This window comes from Pseudomonas sp. SDO5532_S415, from assembly GCF_054071155.1.
In genome coordinates this window covers 1-22,740 of record NZ_JBSVWS010000060.1, presented here as the reverse complement: position 1 = coordinate 22,740, position 22,740 = coordinate 1, and the positions used below count along the sequence as shown (strand labels likewise).

The 22,740-nt window shown below is 62.4% G+C and carries 22 protein-coding genes; 13 read left to right on the top strand and 9 right to left on the bottom strand.

Translation table 11 applies throughout. The annotated features are described in order from the left end of the window. Nucleotides 1–176: 176 nt before the first annotated feature. Nucleotides 177–1,442 (bottom strand): OprD family porin, encoded by a 1,266-nt coding sequence (locus ACW9HW_RS15300; RefSeq protein WP_457400600.1) that lies wholly within the window; start codon nucleotides 1,440–1,442, stop codon nucleotides 177–179. Between the two features lie 180 nt (nucleotides 1,443–1,622). On the opposite strand from ACW9HW_RS15300, the gene gcvA reads away from it, so the two are divergent. The 8 genes from gcvA to ACW9HW_RS15260 all read left to right on the top strand — a co-directional run bounded on the left by gcvA (nucleotide 1,623) and on the right by ACW9HW_RS15260 (nucleotide 9,322). Further along, the gene (gcvA, locus tag ACW9HW_RS15295) at nucleotides 1,623–2,543 is read left to right on the top strand and encodes a transcriptional regulator GcvA (protein ID WP_457400598.1); all 921 of its coding nucleotides are present in this window, start codon (nucleotides 1,623–1,625) and stop codon (nucleotides 2,541–2,543) included. Between the two features lie 93 nt (nucleotides 2,544–2,636). Continuing rightward, on the top strand, nucleotides 2,637–3,542 hold the full coding sequence (locus tag ACW9HW_RS15290; RefSeq protein ID WP_457400596.1) for an NAD(P)-dependent oxidoreductase: 906 nt from the start codon (nucleotides 2,637–2,639) through the stop codon (nucleotides 3,540–3,542). 338 nt (nucleotides 3,543–3,880) lie between these two features. Then, complete coding sequence (locus ACW9HW_RS15285; protein ID WP_457400594.1) at nucleotides 3,881–4,231, top strand: Zn-ribbon domain-containing OB-fold protein; 351 nt, start codon at nucleotides 3,881–3,883, stop codon at nucleotides 4,229–4,231. Then, a complete protein-coding gene (locus ACW9HW_RS15280) occupies nucleotides 4,228–5,373 on the top strand; it encodes a thiolase family protein (protein ID WP_095192543.1) in 1,146 nt (381 codons plus the stop codon). Before ACW9HW_RS15285 ends, ACW9HW_RS15280 begins: the two co-directional genes overlap by 4 nt. A gap of 4 nt (nucleotides 5,374–5,377) precedes the next feature. Beyond that, the gene (locus ACW9HW_RS15275) at nucleotides 5,378–6,136 is read left to right on the top strand and encodes an SDR family NAD(P)-dependent oxidoreductase (RefSeq protein WP_457400592.1); all 759 of its coding nucleotides are present in this window, start codon (nucleotides 5,378–5,380) and stop codon (nucleotides 6,134–6,136) included. A gap of 10 nt (nucleotides 6,137–6,146) precedes the next feature. Beyond that, nucleotides 6,147–6,953: an enoyl-CoA hydratase/isomerase family protein gene (locus tag ACW9HW_RS15270; RefSeq protein WP_457400590.1), complete on the top strand. Its 807-nt coding sequence runs from the start codon at nucleotides 6,147–6,149 to the stop codon at nucleotides 6,951–6,953. Nucleotides 6,954–6,971: 18 nt separating this feature from the next. Beyond that, nucleotides 6,972–8,171: a CaiB/BaiF CoA transferase family protein gene (locus ACW9HW_RS15265; RefSeq protein ID WP_457400588.1), complete on the top strand. Its 1,200-nt coding sequence runs from the start codon at nucleotides 6,972–6,974 to the stop codon at nucleotides 8,169–8,171. Between the two features lie 230 nt (nucleotides 8,172–8,401). Further along, nucleotides 8,402–9,322: a LysR substrate-binding domain-containing protein gene (locus tag ACW9HW_RS15260; RefSeq protein WP_095192548.1), complete on the top strand. Its 921-nt coding sequence runs from the start codon at nucleotides 8,402–8,404 to the stop codon at nucleotides 9,320–9,322. On the opposite strand, the gene ACW9HW_RS15255 is transcribed toward ACW9HW_RS15260, so the two are convergent. The 4 genes from ACW9HW_RS15255 to ACW9HW_RS15240 form a co-directional block, all read right to left on the bottom strand. Then, nucleotides 9,243–9,836: a DinB family protein gene (locus ACW9HW_RS15255; RefSeq protein ID WP_457400586.1), complete on the bottom strand. Its 594-nt coding sequence runs from the start codon at nucleotides 9,834–9,836 to the stop codon at nucleotides 9,243–9,245. The genes ACW9HW_RS15260 and ACW9HW_RS15255 overlap by 80 nt on opposite strands. A gap of 200 nt (nucleotides 9,837–10,036) precedes the next feature. Then, entirely contained in the window at nucleotides 10,037–11,140 is a 1,104-nt protein-coding gene (locus tag ACW9HW_RS15250) for an NAD(P)/FAD-dependent oxidoreductase (RefSeq protein WP_457400584.1), read from the bottom strand. A gap of 33 nt (nucleotides 11,141–11,173) precedes the next feature. Beyond that, nucleotides 11,174–12,487: an MFS transporter gene (locus ACW9HW_RS15245; RefSeq protein WP_095192551.1), complete on the bottom strand. Its 1,314-nt coding sequence runs from the start codon at nucleotides 12,485–12,487 to the stop codon at nucleotides 11,174–11,176. A 269-nt stretch (nucleotides 12,488–12,756) separates the two neighbouring features. Next, nucleotides 12,757–13,545 carry an SDR family oxidoreductase gene (locus tag ACW9HW_RS15240; RefSeq protein ID WP_457400582.1) on the bottom strand — a complete coding sequence of 263 codons (789 nt, stop codon included), beginning with the start codon at nucleotides 13,543–13,545 and terminating at the stop codon, nucleotides 12,757–12,759. Between the two features lie 160 nt (nucleotides 13,546–13,705). On the opposite strand from ACW9HW_RS15240, the gene ACW9HW_RS15235 reads away from it, so the two are divergent. From ACW9HW_RS15235 to ACW9HW_RS15225, 3 genes are all read left to right on the top strand, one after another. Then, nucleotides 13,706–14,872 carry an iron-containing alcohol dehydrogenase gene (locus ACW9HW_RS15235; protein WP_457400581.1) on the top strand — a complete coding sequence of 389 codons (1,167 nt, stop codon included), beginning with the start codon at nucleotides 13,706–13,708 and terminating at the stop codon, nucleotides 14,870–14,872. A gap of 13 nt (nucleotides 14,873–14,885) precedes the next feature. Next, the gene (locus ACW9HW_RS15230; protein WP_095192554.1) at nucleotides 14,886–15,200 is read left to right on the top strand and encodes an NIPSNAP family protein; all 315 of its coding nucleotides are present in this window, start codon (nucleotides 14,886–14,888) and stop codon (nucleotides 15,198–15,200) included. Between the two features lie 148 nt (nucleotides 15,201–15,348). Then, entirely contained in the window at nucleotides 15,349–16,326 is a 978-nt protein-coding gene (locus tag ACW9HW_RS15225) for a cyclase family protein (RefSeq protein ID WP_457400579.1), read from the top strand. On the opposite strand, the gene ACW9HW_RS15220 is transcribed toward ACW9HW_RS15225, so the two are convergent. The 3 genes from ACW9HW_RS15220 to ACW9HW_RS15210 form a co-directional block, all read right to left on the bottom strand. Next, the gene (locus ACW9HW_RS15220) at nucleotides 16,319–17,248 is read right to left on the bottom strand and encodes a LysR family transcriptional regulator (RefSeq protein ID WP_095192556.1); all 930 of its coding nucleotides are present in this window, start codon (nucleotides 17,246–17,248) and stop codon (nucleotides 16,319–16,321) included. The genes ACW9HW_RS15225 and ACW9HW_RS15220 overlap by 8 nt on opposite strands. A 172-nt stretch (nucleotides 17,249–17,420) precedes the next feature. Further along, entirely contained in the window at nucleotides 17,421–18,359 is a 939-nt protein-coding gene (locus ACW9HW_RS15215) for a cyclase family protein (RefSeq protein ID WP_457400577.1), read from the bottom strand. 218 nt (nucleotides 18,360–18,577) lie between these two features. Continuing rightward, entirely contained in the window at nucleotides 18,578–19,780 is a 1,203-nt protein-coding gene (locus tag ACW9HW_RS15210) for an NAD(P)/FAD-dependent oxidoreductase (protein ID WP_457400576.1), read from the bottom strand. A 190-nt stretch (nucleotides 19,781–19,970) separates the two neighbouring features. Here ACW9HW_RS15210 and ACW9HW_RS15205 point away from each other — a divergent pair, with 190 nt between their 5' ends. Both ACW9HW_RS15205 and ACW9HW_RS15200 read left to right on the top strand, forming a co-directional pair. Beyond that, the gene (locus ACW9HW_RS15205) at nucleotides 19,971–20,990 is read left to right on the top strand and encodes a GlxA family transcriptional regulator (protein WP_457400573.1); all 1,020 of its coding nucleotides are present in this window, start codon (nucleotides 19,971–19,973) and stop codon (nucleotides 20,988–20,990) included. Nucleotides 20,991–21,203: 213 nt separating this feature from the next. Next, the gene (locus ACW9HW_RS15200; protein WP_095192560.1) at nucleotides 21,204–21,524 is read left to right on the top strand and encodes a DUF2388 domain-containing protein; all 321 of its coding nucleotides are present in this window, start codon (nucleotides 21,204–21,206) and stop codon (nucleotides 21,522–21,524) included. 153 nt (nucleotides 21,525–21,677) lie between these two features. Here the strand turns inward: ACW9HW_RS15200 and ACW9HW_RS15195 are convergent, their stop codons facing one another. After that, on the bottom strand, nucleotides 21,678–22,586 hold the full coding sequence (locus ACW9HW_RS15195) for a pyridoxal-phosphate dependent enzyme (protein WP_095192561.1): 909 nt from the start codon (nucleotides 22,584–22,586) through the stop codon (nucleotides 21,678–21,680). Between the last annotated feature and the right edge of the window lie 154 nt (nucleotides 22,587–22,740).

Here is a 22,740-nt window from a genome sequence, read left to right as displayed (position 1 = left end):
TCTGCACATCCCCCTGTGGCGAGGAAGCTTGCTCCCGTTCGGCTGCGCAGCAGCCGCGAAACCAGTCAATGCGGTCAAGCTGATACCACGCTGTGGCAGGATTTAGGGCCGCTACGCGCCCCAGCGGGAGCAAGCTCCCTCGCCACAGAGTGATCATCGGCCGTGAAATGTCGGGATCACCACAGCGCCAACGAATAGGTCACGATCAACCGATTCTCATCAATATCACTGGAAAAATTGCTCCGCGCGCTGGCGTTTTTCCACTTCACGCCAAGGTTCTTCAACGGTCCGCTCTGAATCACATAGCCCAATTCGGAATCCCGTTCCCACTCCTTGCCCGCCGTGGTGCGGGTGCGCACGGTCACGTCGTCCCCCGACAGATAACGGGTCATGAAGGTCAGCCCCGGAATGCCCAGCGCGGCAAAGTTGTAGTCATAGCGCGCCTGCCACGAGCGCTCATCCTGATTACCGAAATCATTGATCTGCACCAGGTTCACCAGGTATCCATCGGTGCCATTGATGTTGGCAAACCCGGTATCGCCACTCATGCGTTGATAACCCAACCCCAGCGAGTGACCGCTGGCGCTGTAGGTGAACATCGCGCCCAACGCCGAGTTGTCGACGTTGCTGCCGCCGTCGTCGAGGCTGCGGGCCCAACGCAGGTCGGAGCTTAAGGTCTGGCCTTCGCTGATCGTCCATTTGTGGTTGAGGGTCAGGTAGTGCTGGCGGTAGATGCCGTCCAGTTCACCGTAGTGATAGGCGGTGCTCAGCGACGGCGTCCAACGGTATGACGCGCCGGCAAAGTCGAAGCGATCGCTGGTGGTGTGGCGGCCGAGGCGGATGTTGCGGGCCACGCCGTTGTAGACCGTCATGTCCTCGTTGTCGGAAGAATTGCGCAGTTTGGTCTGGTCGAGGCGGCCGAGGTCCAGGGACAGGTTGTCGACATCAGCGCTGTTGAGCCAGGCACCGCGAAAGGTTTGCGGCAGCAGGCGCGAATCGTTGTACATCACCACCGGCATTTTCGGCAGCAGGGTACCGGCTTTCAGGGTGCTCTTGGCCATGCGCAATTTGCCGGTGGCGCCTAATGCGCCGTACTGGTCTTCGGCGCGTCCACCCGGTCCGCGAGCGGTGTTGAGCAGGCCGGTGCCGGTGCGGTCCGGTGCTGAATCGAGCTTGATTCCGACCAGGCCGATGGCGTCGAAACCGACGCCTATCAGCCCCTCGGTGTAACCCGACTCAACCCGCAGGATCATGCCCTGAGCCCATTCTTCGGCCTTGCTCTGGGCCACGCCAGACTGCCGGAAATCACGATTGAAGTAGAAGTTGCGCAGCTCCAGACTGGCTTTGCTGTCCTGGAAAATATCGGCGCACACCGGGTTGATGACGGTGCTAGCCGCCATGCAAACAGCAAGACGTGAAACCACTGGGAAGACGTTGTTCATGGGCGCGTTTCTCTTATTGTTGTCAGGTTCGAACACGCCCCGGACAGGCGCGCGAACGTCGATCCTGAAAGCCGGGTCCACGCCCGACAATCGAGAAAAACACCCCGCTGCCTTGAGTTTTAATCAAGTGGGTTTAGGCTCTGGATTACGTACACTGCGCGCCGCGCCTCCCACAGGAACATGAGTTTGCCCGCTATGGATCGACTGCCACCGCTGAATGCCATCCGCGCCTTCGAGTCCGTTGCCCGGCATCTGAGCATCACCCTCGCCGCCGATGAATTGAACGTCACGCCGGGCGCGGTCAGTCGGCAGATCCGCACACTGGAAGAGTTCCTCAAGCTCGATCTGTTCGTGCGCGGGCATCGGCAGATCACCCTGACCGCCGCTGGCGAGCAGTACTTTCGCGCCGTGGCGAAAATTGTCGAAGACTTGCGCGGGGCGACGAAAAAACTCATGTCGCCACCCCGCCGCCGTCAACTCAAGGTGCGCGCCTACACCACCTTCGCCATGCAGTGGCTGATCCCGCGGCTGGCAAGTTTCCATGCGCAGAACCCGAAGATCGAAGTGCTGCTGACCGCCTCGCTCGAACCCGTGGATTTCTACAAGGAAGACATCGACGCCGCCATCCGCCTGGGTTCCGGCGAGTGGCCCAACTGCAATTGCTACGTGCTCAGCAACAACGTGTTGGCCCCGGTGTGCAGTCCGTCGCTGCTGCAACACGGGCCGGGGTTGCAGACACCCGCCGACATTGCCGGCTACACCATGCTGCACTCCATCGCCCGCCCGGAAGACTGGCGCTACTGGCTGGAGGCCGCCGGGGTCAGTCGCGAAGTGGATGCCCAGGCCGGTATGTCGTATCAGAGTTCGTCGATGGTCTATGCCGCTGCGGTCGGCGGTCAGGGCATCGCCATGGCGCAGCTGTTTCTGGTCAGCAAGGAGTTGCAGGACGGCAGCCTGATCCGCCCGTTCGAACCGGTGGTGGACATGGGCGCGTACACCTATTACCTGCTCACGCCAAGGCACCGCGAGGAAAGCGATGATCTGCGGATTTTCCGTGAATGGATTCTGGAACAGGCACGCATGACCGGTGATCAGGCTTGAGATTTACTCAACGCATGGCGGCGTAAAACTGCTTTGTCGGTGATTTGCCGGCGTGACTAGCATGGGTCTCCAATGACAAAAAAGAGACCCGCCATGACCACGCTCGACTCCCCTTCCATCGGCTTTATCGGCCTCGGCGCCATGGGCCAGAAAATGGCCTTGCACCTGCTGGAAAACGACTTCGACCTGAACCTGTTCGATCCCAATCCGCAGGCCCTTGCGCCGTTGCTGGCCCGCGGTGCTCGCAGCTTCGCCACGCCTCGCGAAGTGGCCGACCATGCGCAAATCGTGCTGGTTTGCGTGCCGACCCCGGACATCGTTGAACGCGTGGTGCTCGGTGCTGAAGGCGTGATCCACGGCCAGCAGATCAACATCCTCGTTGACCACTCCACCACCGGCCCGAGCCTGGCCCGACGCCTGCACGCGGAGCTTGCCGAACGCGGCATCGACGCCCTCGATGCACCGCTGGCTGGCGGTGTGGCCGGTGCGCAGAACGGCACCTTGTCGGTGATGGTCGGGGGTGATCGCGGCGCCTATGAGCGCTGTGTGCCGGTGTTCGCAGCATTTGGGAAAAAGGTCGAGCACATCGGCACTGAACCGGGACTGGGGCAGACCTTGAAGCTGGTCAACAACATGATCGTCGCCGCCACGCTGGTGGCCACCAGTGAAGCGATGCTGTTCGGGGTCAAGGCCGGGCTGGATGCGCGGCAGATGGTCGAGATGCTCAATGCCAGCACGGCGCGCAGTTTCACCAGCGAACAGATCCTGGCCGGGACGGTGATGCGACGGGAATTCGATTTCGGTTTTCGCCTGGATCTGATGCGCAAGGATGTAAGGCTGTTCCTGGCCGAAGCGGAAAATGCCGGGGCGCCGGCGTTTACCGGATCGGTGGTGAAGCAGTTTTTTGATCAGGCGTTGAGCGAGGGCGACCCGGCAAGGGATATGACCCATGTGGTGGAGGTACTGGAGCGATTGGCCGGGGTCACACTACAAGGCTAAAGCCAGATGCTCTACCTGTGGGAACGGGCTTGCTCGCTCCCACAGTGGCTGTGTGTCGTGCATACGGTTTGTGTTCGCTGAAGATCAAGTGTGGGAGCGAGCCTGCTCGCGAACAGGGCGTGTCAGCTGGCATTGCTGGTGCCTGACACACCGCTTTCGCGAGCGGGCTCGCTCCCACAGTGGATGCATTTCAGTGGGCAGTTCTTTGATGATCAAACTGCCCATCATTTGATTTTTTCTCAACCCACCCCCGTTTTTATCTCGTTTGTCGGCCCTCCCTTCCCTGCCCGACCATGACCTCCAGCTCGCCTGCGAGCCCATAACAACAGGAGGTCATCATGAGTTCTTCCACGCCCGTCTGGGCCGCCACCACGCCGCCGAGCCTGCGCGCTTCGCGCCATCGCCAAAGCGGCGAAATCTACTTTCCTGCGGTCACTGCCGAGTCGCCCCTGAGCGCCGAGTTCGACGACACCGTGCTCGACACCCAAGGCCAGGTCTACAGCTTCACCGTCATGCACCCGAGCCCGAAAAGCGGCCTGCCACCGTTCGTGCTGGCGTATGTCGACCTGCCCGGCCCGGTGCGTCTGTTCGGTCGCCTGACCGGTCGCGCCGCCATCGGCGAACCATGCCGGGTGATCGCCCACGACACCTACGGCTACATTTTCCAATCCCTGGAGGCACGTCCATGAGCCAGATGCATGTAATGGGCGGCGCGATGACCGTCTTCGGTCGTCACCCTGGCGTCATGGCGCCTGAACTGGCGCAACGGGCGATTCTCGATGCGGTGGCCGATGCCGGCCTGCAACTGGCGGACATTCAAGCGGTGTACTGCGCCAACGTGCTGGGCGGCATGATCCTCGGCCAGGTGATCCTGCGCGATCTGGGTCTGAAAGGCATCCCGGTCTACAACATCGAAAACGCCTGCGCCAGCGGCGCCACGGCGGTGCATCTGGCCCGTCATGCCTTGCTGGCCGGGCAATACGAGCGGGTGTTGGTGTTCGGCATCGAGCAACTGACTGCCCTCGGTGGCGGCATGATCCCGATGCAGCGCAACGACCGCATGACCGATCTGTACGCCACCGCCGGCATGGTGCTGCCAGCGGTCTACGCCATGCGTGGCACGCGTTTCCTCCACGAGCGCGACGCCAAACCCGCCGACCTCGCCGCCGTGGCGGTGAAGAACCGCCGTCACGGCTCGCTCAACCCCTACGCCCAGCAGCGCAGCGAAGTGACGCTCGAAGAAGTGCTCGCCTCGCGCATGATCGCCGACCCGCTGACCCTCTTGCAGTGCTGCCCGTCCCAGGTCGATGGCGCCGCCGCACTGGTCCTCGGCAACAAACCCGGGCCGCACGGCAAAGACGTGAAAGTGCTGGGTTCGATCATCGTCTCCGGCCTGCGCGAAAGCGGTGACGAGGACATCCTCGACGCCGAAATCACCGCCCGCGCCGCACGCCTGGCTTACGAGCAGGCCGGTGTCGCGCCGAGCGATATCGGCGTGGTCGAGTTGCACGACGCTTTCACCATCGCCGAGCTGTTGTATTACGAAGCCCTGGGTCTGGCGGCACCGGGCGAAGCCGTGGCCCTACTGCATTCCGGCGCCACTTCTCTGGGTGGTCGAGTGCCGGTCAACCCGAGCGGCGGCTTGCTGGCCAAGGGTCATCCACTGGGCGCCACTGGCGTTGCGCAGATGGTCGAGTTGTTCTGGCAGTTGCAAGGCCGCGCCGGCGACCGGCAAGCGGGCACCCCGCGCCTGGGCCTGGCGCAATGCACCGGCGGCGGCATCGCCGGGGTCGACCACGCGGCGTCCGCCGTGCACATCCTTGGAGTTTGAAGCCATGAACAACTTTTCTGCCGGTCAGATCGCCGTAGTGACGGGGGCTGCCCGTGGCATCGGTCTCGCCATCGCCCAGCGTCTGGCACAACAAGGTGTGTTCGTTTATCTGCTGGACCGCGACGAACTGGCGCTGAACAACAGCGTCGAGGCGCTGCAATCCGAAGACCTGAAAGTCGCCGGCATCGCCCTCGACCTGACCGAGGGTGAAGCCGTGAACGCCGCATTCACCCAGATTCGCGAGGCGCAGGGTCGACTGGATTTTCTGGTGAACAACGCCGGCGTGGTCCGCGACAAACGCTTCCTGACCATGACCGAACAGGACTGGGACCTGGTGGTGGACACCAACCTGCGGGCGCAATTTCTGTGCTGCAAGGCCGCTCTGCCACTGATGCTGGAGAACAGCTTCGGGCGCATCGTCAACATGTCGTCCCGGGCCTGGCTCGGCGGTTTCGGCCAGGCCAACTATTCGGCGGCCAAGGGTGGCGTGGTCAGCCTGACCCGCAGTCTTGCCATTGAATTCGCCGCCAAGGGCATCACCGTCAATGCCATCGCACCGGGCATTGTCGACACGCCGCTGTTCCAGAGTTTCGCCCCCGAGGTACAGGCCAGGCTCAAGGACACCGTGCCGGTTAAACGCATCGGCACGCCGGACGACATCGCCAACGCCGTGGAGTTTTTCCTCGCCCCGGCCAGCAGCTACGTCACCGGGCAAACCCTGTACGTGTGCGGCGGGCGCAGCCTGTCCTCGGCCAGTGTGTGAGGACAAGGCCATGACCGTCACTTTCGAAACCTTGGGTGCCGTCGCCCTGATCACCCTCGACCGGCCGCAGGCGCTCAACGCCCTGGATCTGGATTCGCTGCACGCCCTGCGCGGCCATTTGCTGGAGGTGCGCGACCGTCGTGATTTGCGCGCCGCCGTGATCACCGGCAGCGGCGAACGGGCGTTCTGCGTCGGCGCCGACCTGAAGAGCACCCGCGACTCCAAGGCCTCCTATGCCGAGGCGTTGTTTTTGGCCAACGAATCGGCGGCGGACGCCGGGCTCTACATCCGGCTGATGGACCTCACCGATCTGGACCTGCACAAGCCCCTGATCGCGGCGATCAACGGCCACTGCCTCGGTGGTGGCCTGGAACTGGCGTTGCAATGTGACCTGCGCATCGCCAGTGACAGCGCCACTTTCGGCTTGCCGGAAGCGGTGGTCGGCTCGATTCCGGCGGTCAGCGGCCTGCATCGCTTGATGCGCGCCGTGCCGCCGGCCCACGCCCTGCAATTGGCCCTGACCGGGGCGCGTATCGACGCCGCGCGTGCCGAGTCCATCGGCTTGATCTCCGAGCGTCTGGCTGACCGCGAAACCCTGGTGCAACGGGCGCTGGAACTGGCGCAACTGATTGCCCGGCAAGCACCGCTGGCGATCCAGGCCCTGCAAACCCTGGCACGCAGCACCGCGCACCTGAGCGACCGCGAAGCCCAGCGCCTGACCGAGCTCTACTGGGGCGTGCTGCGCGACACCGAAGACCGCATCGAAGGCCGCCAGGCATTTGCCGAGAAACGCACGCCGCATTACACGGGCCGCTAAAAGCCCGAGGAGGCGAACATGTTACGCAATGCACTGGACGGCCTGACCGTCCTCGACTTCACCCAGATCGCCGCCGGCCCCACGGCCACCATGCTGATGGCCGACATGGGTGCCAAAGTGATCAAGGTCGAACCCCCCGAAGGCGAGTTGGGCCGCACCCTGGGACCTGCCTGGGTCGGCGAAGACAGCGCGCTGTTCCACGGTTTCAACCGCGGTAAACAGGGCCTGTGCCTGGACCTGAAACACCCGGACAGCGTGGCGGTGATCAAGCGCCTGGTGTTGCAGGCCGACGTGGTCATCGAGAGCATGCGCCCCGGCGTCATGGCCCGCCTCGGCCTGGGCTACGAGGCCTTGGCCGCGCTGAAACCGGACCTGATCTACTGCTCGATCTCCGCCTACGGCCAGCAAGGACCCTATGCAGATAGGGCCGGGGTCGACGGCATCTTGCAGGCCGACTCCGGGCTGATGAGCCTGATCGGCACACCGGGCTCGGCACCGTCCAAGGTGCAGGCGCCAGTGGTCGACGTGGTCACCGGCTACATGGCCTGCATGGCGGTGTTGGCCAAACTGCACGCCCGAAACAACGACGGCCTCGGCGGCCACCTCGACGTCAGCCTGATGAACTCGGCCCTGGCGCTGCAACAGGCGTCGCTGGCCAGCTTCCTCTGCGACGGCAAACTGCCGACCCGCATCGGCAGCGCCGCGCCCTACTCCGCGCCCAACGAAGCCTTCGAAGCGGCGGACGGCTGGCTGATGGTCGCCGCGTACAACGGCAATCGCTGGCCAACGCTGTGCGGCGTGCTCGGGCACCCGGAGTGGATCGACGACCCACGCTTCGCCAGCTCCGCGCAGCGCGTGGTGCATCGCCAAGACATGGTCGAGGCGCTGACCGACGTCTTCCGCACCCAACCCGTCGCCCATTGGCTGCAGGTGCTGCGCGAGGCCGATATCCTCTGCTCCAGGGTCAGCGACTACAACGACGTACTGATCCATCCGCAGATCGCCAGCAACGGTATGCTGATCGACCTGCACCACCCGCAACATGGCGTGGTGCGGGTGCCGGGGTTTCCGATCAACAGCCTGGAGGCGGCGCAGACGCCCTATCAACCAGCGCCGGAAAACGGAGAGCACTCGCGTTCAGTTCTACGGGATTTCGCTTTCTGCGAAGAAGAAATCGAAGCCCTGCTAGGCTCCGACGCCATGCGCTGCCCAACCTGATCCACCAACCCCTGTGGCGAGGGAGCTTACTCCCGCTGGGTCGCGCAGCGGCCCTAAAACCTGCCATCGCAGTCCTTCAGACACACCGCGTGCATAGGTTTCGCGACTGCTGCGCATCCGTACGGGAGCAAGCTCCCTCGCCACAAAAAGCTGTCCGCGGCAGGAACCCGGCGTTTACCACAGGTTTGATGCTTTACTGAAGAGATTCTGCAACCTGCGAGAATCCCTCAATGAACCGCAACGACCTGCGCCGCGTGGACATGAACCTGTTGGTGATTTTCGAAACCCTGATGTTCGAAAAGAACCTGACCCGGGCCGGGGAGAAGCTGTTCCTTGGCCAGCCGGCCGTGAGTGCGGCGCTGGCGCGGTTGCGGGATTTGTTCGATGACCCGCTGCTGGTGCGCAACGGCCGGGTGCTGGAGCCGACCCAGCGGGCGCTGATGATTCTCAAAGAGTTGCAGCCGGCGATGGACACCATTTCCGGCGCGGTCAGCCGGGCCAAGGATTTCGACCCGTCCACCAGTCGCGATGTATTTCGCATCGGTTTGTCCGATGACGCCGAGTTTGGCCTGTTTCCGCCCTTGCTCAAGCAACTGCGCGAAGAAGCGCAGAACGTGGTAATCGTGGTACGGCGAGTGAATTTCCTGTTGATGTCGCCGATGCTCGCCTCCGGGGAAATTTCCGTGGGGATCAGCTACACCACTGAATTGCCGGCCAATGCCAAGCGCAAGAAGTTGCGGGATTTGAGCGTGAAGATCCTGCGTGGCGATAACCGGCCCGGCCCCCTGACCCTGGACGAGTATTGCGAACGCCCCCACGCGCTGGTGTCCTTTTCCGGGGATTTGACCGGGGCGATCGACACTGACCTGGCCCGCATCGGCCGGTCGCGCCGGGTGGTGCTGGCGGTGCCGCAGTTTGCCGGCCTGCGCGACTTGCTCGCCGGCACCGATATGCTCGCCACCGTACCGGATTACGCGGCCTGCGCACTGGTCAGGGGCAGCAGTCAGTTGCGCGCCGATGACGCGCCGTTCGAGATCAACCTGTCCGAACTGTCCATGGTCTGGAACGGCGTCAACGATAACGATCCGGCAGAACGTTGGTTGCGCTCGCGAATTGCGGAGCACATGTCGGTTCCACTGCCGGGGCATTGAGCGAGTTGAAATTCGGATCGGTTTCGCGCATGTAGATCGGCAGGTCGGTCATGGGTGGCATGGCCGGGATTTCGAAGTACATCTGGATGATCCAGCCACGGTGATAGCTGGCGTGATTGACCACGTGCATCAGCATCGCGCCGGCGCTCATGGTGCCGCTCTCGCCGGAAATGAAGGTGAACCGCACGGGCCTGTCCAGCGAAGCATCGGTTTGCCGCGCGCTCCAGTCGCAGTACCAGTGGTCAACGTTCTGTTGTGCCTGGCGCAAGGCCGCGAGCTCGGGGTACACAAGATCGTGGGAAGTGGTGAAGCCGTGCCCTCGGCCTTCGAGGTGGGCTTGCCAGAGACAGTCCACCACATAGATGTGGTTGAGCGTGCCGATCATGTTCTTGAAGATTCCGGCGCGTTCCTTTTCGACTTCGCCCGGTGGCAATTGCGCCATGTTGTCGAAGAGGCGCTGGTTGGCCCATTGTTTGTAATCGGCGAGCAGGCGGGCAGTGCGTACGTTGATCATCAGATATCTCCGATGGCGATAAGCGCATCTTCCAAGGATAGCGCTATCCACGCGCCGTTGCGCGGGTGCTGATTATCGGTCATCCCTCCAAACTGTACCTATACCTGTGGGAGCGAGCCTGCTCGCGAAGAGGGAGTGTCAGTCACCATTGCTGCATCTGATACACCGCTTTCGCGAGCAGGCTTGCTCCCACAGGGGGGTTATGCGAGTTGTTCCATTACGCGCTCGGCCAGGGCCAGGCAACTGGTCAGGCCCGGGGACTCGATGCCGAACAGATTGACCAACCCCGGCAGGCCATGTTCGCTCGGGCCGCTGATTCGAAAGTCGGCGGCGGGTTCGTTTGGCTCGCTGATTTTCGGGCGGATGCCGCTATAGGCCGGTTGCAGGCTGTGATCCGGCAGGCCCGGCCAGTAACGGCGGATCGCTTGGTAGAAGCCGTCGGCTCGGGCTGGATCCACGCGGTAATCGACCGTGTCGACCCATTCCACGTCCGGCCCGAAACGCGCCTGGCCGCCCAGGTCGAGGGTCATGTGTACGCCCAGCCCGGCGCTTTCCGGCGCCGGGTACACCAGATGACGGAACGGTGCCCGGCCGCTGAAACTGTAATAGCTGCCTTTGCACAATCGCGCCTTCGGCACATGGTGCGCAGGCAGACCGGCGATGCGGCTCGCCACCTCGGGCGCGGACAGCCCCGCGCAATTGATCAACTCGCGACAGCTCAAGGTCATGGGCTCGGCACCACCCATTTGCAACTCGAAACCTTGCTCAGTACAACGGGCCGACAGCAACGGCGTATGGAAGACCAGCGACGCACCATGGGCCTCGGCATCGCCCTGCAACGCCAGCATCAGCCCATGGGAATCGACGATCCCGGTGGACGGCGACCACAGCGCGGCGACGCAGGACAACGCCGGTTCAAGCGCCCGCGCCTGTCCGGCGTCCAGCCATTGCAGGTCATCGACGCCATTGCGCCGCCCCTGTTCCAGCAATCGTTGCAGGGCAGCGTGCTGCGTTTCATCGGTGGCGACGATCAACTTTCCGAGGCGCTGATGGCTAACGCCACGCTCATCGCAGTAGGCGTACAGGCGCTGCCTGCCCTCCACGCACAACCGCGCCTTGAGGCTGCCTTCGGGGTAGTAGATGCCGGCGTGGATCACTTCGGAATTGCGCGAACTGATGCCGATGCCGATGCCTTCACCGGCCTCGACCAGGATCACTTCGCGCCCGCTCATGGCCAACGCCCTGGCCACCGCCAGCCCGACCACCCCGGCGCCGACCACCACGGTGTCGATATCGACGCTCATCTGCGACTGCCCCCTATCAAAGCAATGTCCCCATCAAACCAGTCCCCGCTCCCGGTAATCGATCAGGCTGGAGAATATCGCCAGCAGCATGGCCATGACCACGAAGAAGATCAGCACCAGAAAATACGAACCGGTGAATTGCACGATCAAACCGATCAGGATTGGCACGATCACCCCGGCCATGTTGCCGCAGAAGTTCATGGTGCCGGCCAGCACGCCGGTTTTCGAAGTGCCGCCGAGGATCGATGGAATGCACCAGTACATGCCGCACCAGCGAATGAAAAACATCGCCACGCACAGCAGGCCGATGGCCTGGCTCGCCTCGGAAGCATAAGCCGTCCCGAGCATGCACAGCGCCGCCACCAGCGCCGAACCGCTGAACATGCTGCGCATCACCAGGTTGGGCGAGGCACCGCTGGATTTCCATTTATCTCCCAGGTAACCACCGACCAGTTCGCCGACGAAGCCGCACATGAAGATCAGGAAGGTCGCGCCACCCATACCTGAAATGTTCAGGCCGTGGGTCTGGTGCAAGTAGCTGGGCATCCAGGTCAGCAGGCCGTAGAACACGCTGAGGATGCAGCAATAACCGGCGAACATCGCCAGCACCGAACGGTCCTTGAGCAGTTCCTTGAAGGGGATGCTGGTCACCGCGCCGGGCTGGCTGGCCGTGGCGTTGCCCGCGGTGATGTGCGCCAGTTCGGCGGCGTTCACCCCTGGATGCTCGCTGGGATGGTTGCGGATGTATTTCCACGCCAGCACCCCGGCGAGCATGGTGCCGACGCCGGCAATCACGAAGGCGATGCGCCACGAGTCGAACCAGCCGATCAGCCCGGCAATGATGATCGCGCCGAAGGCACTGCCCAGTGGCGCACCGCCGTCCACCAGCACCGCGCCGCGTCCGCGTTCGTTAGGGGTCAACCAGGCGCCGTTGAGCTTGGCGCCGGCGGGCATGATCGGCGACTCGGCAACGCCCAGGCCCATGCGGGTGATCATCAGGGTGACCCAATTGTGCGCACCGGCGGCCAAAGCCTGGAACGCGCCCCAGGCCACGGTCGCGACGACGATTACCCGGCGGGTGTGGAAGCGATCCAGCAGCATGCCGCCGGGGATCTGCATCAAGGCGTAGGACCAGAAAAACGCGCTGAGCATCAGGCCTTCAAGGGCCGGGGGGATCTGGAATTCGCTGGAGATCAATGGCAACGCCACCGACAACGAGGCGCGGTCGATGTAGTTGATCGCGGTCAGCAGCAACATGATGAGGAAGATTCGCCAGCGGACGTTGGTGGGACGCTCGGTTGCGGTCGCGGCGGGCAATACCAGGCTTTCGGCACTCGGATTGTTCATGTGGGGGCTCTTATTGTTGTGGAAACAAGCGGCCCCACTCTAATCACGGCCCCGGGTGCTGAATAATGATGGGATCTGCTTGGGGGATGACCGACAGTCATCCCCTGACAATCTTGATTCAATGAGAAACCTGTGGCGAGGGAGCTTGCTCCCGCTTGAGTGCGCAGCACTCACAAAAATCTCAATGGTTATCAGATTTTTGGGGCCGCTGCGCAGCCCAACGCGAGCAAGCTCGCTCGCCACAAAAGGCACTAAGACTGATGTTGTTTTCAGAAGGTCCCCGGATAGCTGCCACCATCGAGCAACAGGTTCTGCCCGGTGAGGAATCCGGATTGCGCACCGCAGATGAAGGCGCAATACGCACCAAATTCATCAGGCTGGCCGAAGCGCTGGGCCGGGACGTGTTTGCGCCGCTGCTCGGCGATGCTTTCAACGCTGGTGCCATTGGCCTGGGCGGCGGCGTCGAGGGTCTTGTGCAGGCGCTCGGTCTCGAACGGCCCCGGCAACAGGTTGTTGACCGTGACGTTGTTCCCCGCCAATCGCGCCTGACGCGCCAGCCCGGCAATGAACCCGGTGAGGCCGCTGCGGGCGCCGTTGGACAGGCCAAGCACATCGATCGGCGCCTTCACCGCGCCGGAAGTGATGTTGACGATGCGCCCGAAACCGCGCTCGGCCATGCCATCGACGCAGGCCTTGATCAGCTCGATGGGCGTGAGCATGTTGGCATCCAGCGCCTTGAGCCAGTCTTCGCGCTGCCAGTCGCGGAAGTCCCCGGGTGGCGGACCGCCGGCGTTGTTGACCAGGATGTCCACCTGCGGACACGCCGCCAGCACCTGGGCGCGCACCGCAGGTTCACTGATGTCCCCGGCCACGGTGCGCACCTCGATGGTCGGCGCCAATTGGCGCAACTCCACGGCGGCCGCCTGCAGCGTTTCGTCGCCACGGGCATTGATCACCAGGTTCACGCCCTCCTTCGCCAACGCCCGCGCACAGGCCAGGCCCAAGCCCTTGCTGGCGGCACAGACAATCGCCCACCGCCCCGAAATACCCAAATCCATGACCACGCTCCTGACTGTTGGAAGCGCTCACGTTACCACTGCCTGCCCGCTGTCCGGGGGATGACAAAGGGTGATCGCTTGATCAGGCCTTTTCATTATCGGCCGCGCGCGACGCTAATTACTGTTCCGGGACGAACAAGACCAAGAACCGGAGTAACCGATGAACCCCTTCCAGTTTTACTTTCCCACGACCTTGAAAAGCGGCAACGGCCTGGTGCGCCAGGCCGGTACGCTGCTCAAACCGCATGTTCGAAAAAAACTGCTGGTGGTCACCGACCAAGGGCTGATGGCGTCGGGCGTGATGGCGCCTTTTTTTGCTTCGCTGGCTGACAGCGAGATTGCCTACGAAGTGTTTGACGGCGTCGAACCCAACCCTACCACCGACGTGCTGGAACGCGCCGTGGCGTTCCTGAAAAACCACGAGTGCGATTCGGTGATCGGTGTCGGTGGCGGCAGCAGCATCGACACCGCCAAGGGTGTCGCGGCCATGGCCACCAACCCCGGCAACATCCTCGACTACGAGGGCTACGACAAACTGCTGAACCCGCCGCTGCCGATCTTCGCCATACCGACCACATCGGGCACCGGCAGCGAATGCACCGCGTCCACGGTGTTCACCAACACCAAGACCCTGTTCAAGACCGTGATCATCAGCCCGGCGCTGTTTCCGAAACTGGCGATTCTCGACGCCGAACTCACCCTCAAGCTGCCGCCATCCATCACCGCGGCCACCGGCATGGACGCCCTGACCCATGCCATCGAATCCTACGTCTCCAAGCAGGCCAACCCAATCAGCCAGGCCCTGGCCCTGCAAGCGATCAAGATGATCTGCACCTACCTGCCCAAAGCGTTCTTCACCGGCTCCGACCTGCATGCCCGGGAGCAGATGCTGCTCGCCTCGTTCCTTGCCGGGGTCGCCTTCGCGCAATCGAAACTGGGCAACGTGCATGCGATTTCCCACACTTTCGGCGGCGTGTTCAACATCCCCCATGGCATCGCCAACGCGACGCTGCTGCCCTATGTCATCGAATACAACCTGCCGGCCTGCCCTGAACTGTTCCGCGAGATTGCCCTGGCCATGGGCGAGAACGTCGACGGCCTGAGCCCTGCCCACGCCGGGTACAAAGCCGTGGAACACGTGATGGCGCTGAACAAGGCCATCGGCATCCCCGACAACATCAAGGACCTGGGCGTGGACCTGGACTACATGCCGCAAATGGTCAGCGACTCGATGCGCAGCGGCAACGTGCTGGTCAACCCACGCCTGACCACCGCCGCCGACGTCGAGCGAATCATCAGCAACGCCTTCCACGGCACTCATTCCTGAAGAGAAGCCTCCCATGTTCTACGAAATGCGCACCTACACGATCCAGATCGGAAAAATGCAGACCTACCTCAAGCACTTCGAGGAAAACGGCCTGCCGGTGATCTCTCGCTACACCACGCTGGTGGGCTGGTGGTACACCGAAATCGGCGAGTTGAACCAGGTGATCCACATCTGGGCCTACGAGAGCCTGGACGAGCGCATCAAGAAACGCGCCGCCCTGTACCAGGACCCGGACTGGCTCGAAGGCTTCGTGCCGATCGCGTTCCCGATGCTGGAAAAGATGGAATCGAAGCTGTTGATGCCGGCGGCGTTTTCGCCGATCAAATAATTCCGCAATCAGCACAAATCCCTGTGGGAGCGAGCCTGCTCGCGAAAGCGGTGTGCCAGGTTCATCAATGGTGACTGACACGCCCTCTTCGCGAGCAAGCTCGCTCCCACAGGGACCGAGTCAGACGCTCAAACCAAGGACAGATCCCATGTGCGACCACAATAACAACACCGCCGACCGCTCTCCCGACATCAAGGCCTTGCTCGAAGGCCTGCCCACCAACTGGGGCAAATGGGGGCCTGAGGATGAAGTCGGCGCCCTGAACTACCTGCAAAGCGCGGAAATCCTGCGGGGTATCGCCGCGGTGCGCCAGGGCAAGACCTTCACCCTGCAAGTGCAGATCGGCCACCCCAAGGGCGAACCCTTGTGGCCCGGTCGACGGCCGTCGATGCGGGTCAACGTGCTGGACAAGGGCCACTTCCTGGCCGGCAAGACGCACTTTGACGGTCATGTGGAATATGCCGACGACGTGATCTTCATGCACCTGCAAGGCTCGACCCAATACGACGCGCTGGGTCATGTCTGGCACGACAACAAACTGTGGAACGGCTACGACGCCATGAGCACCATCGGCGGCATGGACAAGGCCAGCATTCTGCCGATTGCCGAGCGCGGCATCGTCGGCCGTGCGGTGTTGATCGACATGGCCCGCCATCGCGGCAAAGCGGTGCTGGACAAGGGCGAGACCTTCAATCACCACGACCTGCTGGCCGCCGCCAAAGCCCAGGGCATCGAGATCCACAAGCGCGACATCCTGATCATCCGCACCGGCTGGATCGGCTCGTTCTATGAGCGCGAGCCGGATGAGTTCTACAAGGATTTCGCCGAGCCGGGCCTGACCTTCAGCCGCGAACTGGTGGAGTGGTTTCACCAGATGGAGATCCCCAACCTGGTCACCGACACCATGGCCAACGAAGTGGCGGTCGACCCCGCTTCGGGCGTGTTGATCCCGCTGCACAACGCCTTGATGCGCAACCTCGGCGTGACCTTCACCGAAGTGGCGATGCTCGATGACCTGGCCGACGACTGCGCCGAAGACGGTCAGTGGCAGTTCCTTTACACCGCCGCGCCGCTGAAGATCGTCGGCGGCACGGGCGCACCGGTGAACCCGATCGTGATCAAGTAACCATCAACCGTTGCAGTTCGTCGATCAGCAGGGTCGCCGCCGGAGGCAAGTCGGTACCGGCCCGGCTGATCGCGCCGTAGGGCTCGACCAGCGCGCGCATCGATAAGGGCAGTGTCACCAGCAAATCGAACTGCGCACAGAAGCCGGCGACTTCCGCCGGGATCACCGCCAGCAAAGTCGGGTCCTGCTGCACCAGCAAAATGGTGGCGAAAATCGACGAGGTCTCCAGCGGATAACGCGGAATATCCAGCCCCGCCTCCTCCAGTTCGCGCTCCAGGGCCTGGCGCATCGGCATGTCCTTGGGGTAGACCACCCAGCGGTAATCGCTCAATTGCGCCAGCTGCAACGAGGTGGCACCGGCCAGTGGATGGTCCTTGCTGGCCACCACCGCCAAAGGTTCTTCGCTCAACTCGATGCAGGCATAAGCGTCCGAACGCTGGCCGACACTGGTGCGACAAATGGCCAGGTCCAGCCGTCCCTGATCCAGCAGCCCAAGCAGGTTGGCGCTGGTGTTTTCCACCACTTCGATGGCCAGTTGCGGTTGCTTGAGGCGCAGTTCGGTCAAGGCCCGGGTGAGCAATGGCACCGCGCCCATGATCACCCCCACCGACAGTCGACCGCCCTGCCCGCGCAGGATGCTCAGCATGTCCTCACGCAGGTGTTCGACGTCGCTGTAGATCAGCCGCGCGTAACGGATCATGCAACGCCCCATTTCGTTGGCCACCAAGCCCTGGGGCTGACGCTCGAACAACGGCATGCCGAGCAGCGACTCGACTTCATGCAGCGCCTTGGTGGCGCCGGACTGGGAAATGGAAATCTGTTCGGCCGCCTTGTGCAGCGAGCCGCGTTCATCCAGCGCAATCAGCAGGCGCAGTTGTTTGAGGCGCAGGCGTGCGGCGATGCTGGCGAGGGAGGGAATCATAGGCAGGTGTGCTCGCTTCTAAGACGTCAATGAACCTGTACCTGTACTTGCAGGAGCGAGCTTGCTTGCGAAAAACCCAATAACGCCCAGGGGTGTCAGGCCGCCAGCATTATCGTTAGCGACCATCGTCGGAACGCCGCCCGGAGCCAGCTCGCTCCTACAGTCAACGGTATCAGCGAATCGCCACCGGGTTGATGTTGACCTGGGTCGAGCCCTTGTACAGCGGCTGCCCGAGCACGAACATGAAAGTCCAGGCCTTGTCCCGCACCAGCGCGCGGCTGTCGATCAGCTCAAGATTGTAGATGCCGTTCTTGGCCAGCATGAACTGGTTGACCGGGAACTCCTGGCCGTCGGTGCCGGGGTAGATTTCAGAGGCCCAGGTGTCGCCACCGAACGCGACGATCTGCTTGTCCGCCAACCATTTGGCCGCCGCCATGCCAATGCCCGGTTCCACCGCGAGGAACTTCTCGTTGTCCTTGCCCAGCAGTTCCAGCCAACCGGTGTTGAACAGCACCACGTCACCTTTCTCGATGGTAATGCCTTGCAGGTCCAGCGCCTTCTGGATGTCGGCGACCGTGAACTCGGTTTTCTCCGGCACGATGGCGCTGCCATACACCGCGGTCATGTCCAGCACCACACCACGGGTGACAATCGGCGGGACTTTTTCGATGCCGAGTTTCTGCACCCCTTCCACGGTGACGAAGTCCGCCGCGCGGTTGCCGTTGTAATAGACATTATCGATGCCGATGTGGCCGATACCGTTGAGCTGGGTGCCGACACCGGTCCAGCCCACCACCAGCTCATCGTTGAAGGTGAATTTGTTCGGCCCCATGGTGGTGCCGCCCGCTTCGCCGGGCTGGACGTTGGTCAGGTGGAAGCTGCGATGACGGAAGGCCGGCAGATTCTTGTCGATGGGCACCGCCAGCGGGTAAGTCTTGCCGGTCTTGATCAGTTTGGCGGCGTTGAGCACCGAATCGGCATTGAGCAGGTTCAACGCACCGATTTCATCCTGGGCACCGTATTTCGACGGGTACCATTTTTCGCCATCGGTGGCGTGGGCGGCGTTGAGGGAGAACAACAGGGCAAAAGGCAGTACCAAGCGATTGAGCATGTGGGGGTCCTTGTCTGGTTTGAGTGAACCCAAGGTACCCAGCCCTTTTGTGCGGAAACAGACAGGGATCGACAATACAATTGTTCTCAATATTCACGAGTTCCCGACCTGTGGGAGCGAGCCTGCTCGCGAAGAGGCAGGCACATCCAACATCACTGTTGCCTGACACACCGCCATCGCGAGCAGGCTCGCTCCCACAGGATGACCCACCCATCCGTTTAGAAGGATGCCAGAGGGTCACCGGCCGCCAGGGCGTCGGCGCGGTTCGCCGCTGGCGGATAGATCCACTGGGTATTGATCATGCGCTTGCGTTCCTTGCCTTCATCATGGGTCAACACCACCTGACGGTCCCAGCCCTCGGTGTACACCGCCCCCCACTCGCCCAGGTCCAGGCAGGTGGCGTAGAAGGGTTGACGGTATGGCAGGGTCGGCACGCCCAGCAGGTCGGCGGCCACGTTGTACCCGCCAAAGCGCCCCATGATGATCGCGTGCTGGCAGGACATCAGCGCGTAATGCCCTTGATCATCGGTCAACGCCCTGGCCACGTCGCCGGCGGCAAACACATGGTCGGTGCCGATCACGCGCAAGTCGTCGGTCACCTCGGCGCGTCCCAGGCGGTCCAGTTGCGATGACACTTGCGATGTCAGGCCACTGGCCACCAGCCCACCGGTCCAGATCACGGTCAGTGCATCGATGCGCTGACCGTTGGCGGTCTGCACGCCATCGGCATCAATGGCAACCACCCCGGAACCGACCTGAAACTCGATGCCCATCTGTTCCAGCGCTTCGATGATCAACGGTCGTGGATTCGCCCCCAGATCCGGTCCGATGTCATCGGCGCGCTCGACCACGACGACCCTCAACGGGACATTTGGCCCGAGGATCTTGCGCAGTTTTTCCGGCAGTTCGGTGGCCACTTCCAGCCCGGTGAAACCGCCACCCACCACCACGACTGTATTGCGCTCCGGCGAGTCCGGCAGCTGGCGCAACCCGACCAGGTGTTCCTCCAGTTCCACTGCATCGGCCAGTTGATCCGTGGCGAAAGCGTATTTGGCCAACCCTGGCACCGGCGGGCGGTTGAGTTTGCTGCCACTGGTCAGCAACAGGCGGTCATAGTCCAGCTTGATGTCGCGACCGTCAGCGCTCCGGGCACGTACCTGACGGGCGGATGTGTCGATGCGTTCAACTTCGGCACCGACGAACTTGACGCCCACCGCTTCCAGCACAGGCGACAAGGGCGCGGTCATTTCATGGGGTGAGGGTTCATACAGGCGCGGGCGAATGACCAGTTCCGGTCGCGGGGACACCAGGGTCACGTCGACATCGGCGTCCTTGCCATGGATGTCGAGTACGCGCGCCGCGCCGAGGGCGCTCCAGACGCCGGCAAAACCGGCGCCCACTATCACTATGTTCTTGGCCATGATCTCTACCTTCGTTCAAGTTTTCGAGGCAGACAGCGAACAAATATCCTACAACCAGGCACCGCTGACAGGGCTAGACTTCGTCGGACCAACTGACATAAAACCCTGAAATCCTGACAGCCGATCAACAGCCATCACGTTTATACCGTTTGCGAATTATCATTATTCCAACTCGCTCAAACAGAAGCTTATGAACGCAATCCCCAGCCCCTTCGAATCACCCGCCATTCCCGTTGGACAGCCGCGCCTGATCGTATTCCTCGCCTACCCGGATATGGGCCTGCTGGACCTGACCGGGGCGCAGACTGTGTTCTGGGCAGCTTCCCGGTACATGAACAGTCGCGGCTTGCCCGGCTACACGCTGCACACGGCCAGCCTTGCCGGTGGCTTGATGGCAACCGCGGAAGGCCTGGCGGTGAACACGGTGCCGCTGAGCGACTTCGCCGAAGATTCCATCGACACGCTGATCGCTCCCGGCGCACCGAATATTCTCCACGCCATGCATCAATCGCTGGACCTTGTCGCATGGCTGGCCGGGGCATCGGACAAAGCCAAGCGCACCGCGTCGGTGTGCAGCGGCACGTTCCTGCTGGCCGAGGCCGGATTGCTCGAGGGGCGACGCGCCGCCACTCACTGGGCGATGTGCGAGATGCTGAAGGAGCGCTACCCGTCGATCGAAGTCGACAACGATGCGATCTTCGTCAAACAGGGGCCGGTCTGGACATCCGCCGGCGTCAGCGCCGGTATCGACCTGGCGCTGGCGCTGGTCGAAGAAGATTGCGGGCGCGAAGTGGCGTTGCAAGTGGCCCGGGAAATGGTGGTTTTCCTCAAGCGCCCCGGCGGCCAGGCCCAGTACAGTCAACTGCTGCAATCGCAAACCAGCGAGGGCGCCACTTTCGACGACCTGCACCTGTGGATCACGCAAAACCTGGCCGGGGAAAACCTCACGGTCGAGGCCCTGGCCCAACAAGTTCAAATGAGCCCGCGTAACTTCGCCCGAGTCTACAAGCTCAAGACCGGCCGCACCCCGGCCAAGGCCGTGGAAGTACTGCGGGTCGAAGCCGCCCGGCGCTTGCTGGAAGATTCGGAGCGCAACATCGATCAAATCTCCCGGCAGTGCGGCTTTGGCGATGAAGAGCGCATGCGCCTGACGTTCCAGCGCAATCTTGGGGTTTCGCCACGGGAATATCGCAACCGGTTTTCGCGGTGAATCGGCTGAAGAACAACCCGATTCAATTGTGGGAGCGAGCCTGCTCGCGAAGGGGTCGTGTCAGTCGACATCGATAGCGAATGTCAGTCCGCTTTCGCGAGCAGGCTCGCTCCCACAAGGCTCGACGAATCCGCACGGAACTCTCGAGGGCCGCCACGCATCCTAAAATATGAGGCACTTCCTTTTTGCAGCACGCTTTCAGAGGACACCATCATGCGCCGTCTGATTATCGTTTCTTCCCTGCTGTTGTGTTTACCTGTCGGTTCCGCGATGGCCGATGTGGATGCGGGCGACGTCGCCACCTCGGCCGGCGTATCCGCTTCGCTGTACTCGACCTTCAAGGATGACAAACTGATGATTCCCGCCCGGGACGACGCCTCCAGCTTCGTGGCCAGTGGCGGTACGATTCGCGGCGTGTATCTGGAATCGGTACTCAATCAGCTCCGGCAGAATCATCCAGACCTCAATAACGCAAGCGACGAAGACCTGGCCCGCGCCATCCTCGTCCAGGATGGTGTTCGCGCAGGTCAATAGTGCTATTCACTAAAGCACGGGCAAACACATTTGTGGTGAGGGGATTTATCCCCGTTGGGTCGCGAAGCGGCCCCTGTGTCCTTTCAGACAGACTCAAGTGTCCGGACTTGCGGGGATAAATCCCCTCGCCACAGATTTTTGCTCGCTTACGATTTACCGAGCCCAGCCGGCCACCAGTTGCGCGCTGATGCTGACGCCGCCACATACCACAATCACCACGTCGTGAGCTTCAGCGATCGCCGGGTGGTCCAGGTAGGCGATGGCCAGCGAAACTCCGCAGGCGGGCTCGACCAGCTGGCGCAAATCACTGGCGTAACGCACCACCCCCATGATCGCCTCTTCATCGCTGAGTACCACGCATTCGTGGGCAAAATCGACGATGTGCTGCACAGGCCATGCGGCCACCAACGTAGCACCTAGCGACCTGGCGACCGTATCGATCCGGGGAAATTTGACCGGGTGTCCGGCACTGACAGCGGCGGCGAAAGACGCTGCCCCCTCGGTTTCACAAGCAATGATCCGGCAATCCATGCGCTGGTGGCGGATCAGGCCAGTGAGTATTCCCGCCAGCAATCCACCGCCTCCCACCGAGGTCACCAGCGCATCGACCTGCGGACAATCCTCGAGAATTTCATCGATCATCGTGCTGTGTCCTTCCCACAGCACCGGGTGATCGAAGGCCGGCACGAATTCGGTGTCCGCGCCTTTTGCCAGCTCCTTGGCCCGCAGATTGGCCTCGTCCCAGACCTTGCCATGGACAAGCACCTCGGCACCGGTTTTCTTGATCCTGGCGCGAGTGGATTCAGGGGTCGTGTGCGGCACCACGATGCAGGCTTTCATGCCCAGGCGGGCAGCCGCCACGGCGGTGGCAAACCCGGCATTACCGCCAGAAGGGCAGATCACCTTGCGCTTGCCCTGCGCAGCCGCCTGACTGCACAAAAGGCCAATGCCGCGCAGTTTGAAGGAGCCGCTGGGTTGCAGGTTTTCCAGTTTGAGCCAGATTCGGCGGGACGGCGTCGACAGGTCTGGATGCAGGATCAAGGGCGTTCTGATGTGAAGCATTTTCGGCTCCTGTTGCACGCCACAGCCCCGTCGGGTTTTCCGAGGGGCAGCGGTGAACGGTCCTTGTTCAAGCTTAGTTCACCCAGTCCCGGCACTGACACTTCTATGGCCCCTTTCGCGAGCAGGCTCGCTCCCACAGGATGGGCGCTGATCC